Source organism: Thermogladius sp., from assembly GCF_049970955.1.
Classification (GTDB): domain Archaea; phylum Thermoproteota; class Thermoprotei_A; order Sulfolobales; family Desulfurococcaceae; genus Thermogladius.
The window spans coordinates 1-1,431 of record NZ_JBMFLY010000123.1 but is presented as its reverse complement, the minus strand read 5'-3'; the positions used below and the strand labels follow the sequence as shown (position 1 = coordinate 1,431).

Below are 1,431 nucleotides of genomic sequence, written 5' to 3'. Positions count from 1 at the left end.
GGGAATAGGGCTACAGCCAGTACGTTCAGTGCCGTGGATACAGCTAGGTAGACAGGGGTGGAGGGGGCGCGTCTAGACTCGCCGGTCCCCGACACCAGCGTGAACAACACGCTCAGTATTACCGGTACCAGCGCTATCAACGTCAACAGGAACAACACGCCAAGTGTAGGGCTGGACTCCAAAAGGCCGACAGCTATGTAGAAGTCTCCCCAGAAGGACACGAGCGGGGGTACTCCGAGCACCCTCAACAACGAGAGCGCTAGGTTGAGCTCCATTGCCCCCCAACCGTAGGCCACACCTCTCAAGTCCTGCGCGCTGGAGTGTCCGAAGTCTCTACGTAGACCCCCAGCCAGTATGAAGGCGGACGTCTTGGATAGCGAGTGGGCCAAGTAGTAAACGAGGGCCATCGATACCGCGAGGCTGTTTTCGAAGAGAAAGCGAGAAGCATAGCGTTGGAGGAGAACGTGCTAGAGTAGGCCACGAATCTCCCGAGGTCGCTCTCCTTGTACACGTGTTCTACGCTGACAACTACGCCGAGGGACGCCAGTACCGCTACGAACCTGCTCACTAAGGTGTCGGCGGGGACCATTCTGTAAAGCATAATGCTTGCGACACCGGTGGCTGCGCTCGGTATCAAGGCCGCCCCAGGCTCGGGGGCGGCCGCTTAGACGTCCGGTAGCCAGGACCCGAGAGGGAACAGGGCGGCCTCCACCCCGACACCGGCCAGTACGAGTAGTTTGGCTAGAGGCGACGCCTCCGCGAGGCCGGCCAGGGTAGTTGTACCCGTCTCCGCGAACGCGATCGCAAGGTTTGAGACTGGGGATGTCGTCTATGACCGGGTCCTCCTTGGGAAGTGAAACGGAATAGGAGAACGATACCTCCCGCTCGTCACCCAAGTGGAATATCAACTCGGTGTTCTCTTTCGGGTCTACACCCGTTATAGCGACGATGTTGCTGAACCCCTGCTTCATTAAGAGCCTAACGCTATCTAGGAGGGCGTCGCGCGAGACTCCGGTATTCTCTTGGATGAGCTTACCCCCATCCCGCTCCACACCTGCGAGCCTAGCAAGGGCTTTCAAGAACACGCCGGAGTGTGGGGTAGCCCGGAGTTTTAACGTCGACGGGTATGACCTTGTCGGCACCCCCGATCACGTTGTGGTCCCAGGCAAAGATGCCTCCCGTGCAGGCTCACGTCCCTAAAGCGACGACCTTCTTTGGCTCGGGCATTTGCTCGTAGATCGTCCTCAAGGCTCTAGCGGCCATCGTTGCTATAGGACCCGTCACTACGAGGACGTCGGCGAGCCTAGGACTTGATACGAGCTGGACTCCGAGCCTCTCCACGTCGTACTTCTGGGTGGGGGCGTCTACGAACTCGATATCGCAGCCGTTACAACCGCCGGAGCTGAAGTGGTATACCCAAATACTCTTCTT

The 1,431-nt window shown here is 58.8% G+C and carries 2 protein-coding genes; both read right to left on the bottom strand.

Going from position 1 to position 1,431, the window contains the following annotated elements; translation table 11 throughout:
- A partial coding sequence (locus tag ACP5VX_RS07270; protein WP_428725211.1) for a proton-conducting transporter membrane subunit occupies positions 1-407 on the bottom strand: 407 nt, incomplete at its 3' end.
- A gap of 781 nt (positions 408-1,188) precedes the next feature.
- The coding region (locus ACP5VX_RS07265) for an NADH-quinone oxidoreductase subunit B family protein (protein WP_428725210.1) at positions 1,189-1,431 on the bottom strand (243 nt) is incomplete at its 5' end.